Origin of the sequence: Polaribacter sp. BAL334 (assembly GCF_015767435.1) — a bacterium.
Lineage (GTDB): Bacteria > Bacteroidota > Bacteroidia > Flavobacteriales > Flavobacteriaceae > Polaribacter.
This window is the reverse complement of the sequence record NZ_JADWOV010000119.1, coordinates 1-493: the sequence shown is the minus strand read 5'-3', so window position 1 is coordinate 493 and position 493 is coordinate 1. Positions and strand designations below refer to the sequence as shown.

At 26.2% G+C, this 493-nt stretch carries 1 protein-coding gene; it reads right to left on the bottom strand.

Annotated elements, in window-relative coordinates:
* Nucleotides 1–148: 148 nt before the first annotated feature.
* The coding region (locus tag IU405_RS00630) for a GxxExxY protein (RefSeq protein WP_410896733.1) at nucleotides 149–493 on the bottom strand (345 nt) is incomplete at its 5' end.

The window sequence follows — 493 nt, the reverse complement described above, 5'->3', positions numbered from 1 at the left end:
GTTTTTTATCATAATTTTATTTTTAAACGCAAAGACGCAATGTTTTCGCTAAGGTCGCAGAGTTTTTTTTAATTTTCTTAAAATACTTTGCGCTTTTCTTTGTGTCTTGGCGGTTAATCTTTTTGCTTTGCGTTTTAATTTATCTTATTTATAAATTATTAACTACTCTTTTTATTCCGTATTTAATTAAAGCTACATTAAAATTGATTAACAAACCTAATCTACAATCAGACAATTTTAAATATGTCAAAATTTGAGCTAGATGGACATCTGTAAGATTTTCAACAGACTTTAATTCAATAATAACTTTATTTTCAACAAATAAATCTAATCTATAACCAACATCCAACTTAACTTCTTCATAAATTAAAGGAAGTGGTTTTTGTTTTTCTACATTTAAATTTCTTTTTCTCAATTCGTAAAACAAACATTCTTCATAAGCACTTTCTAAAAGACCTGGTCCCAATGCTTTGTGAACTTTCAAAGAACAATC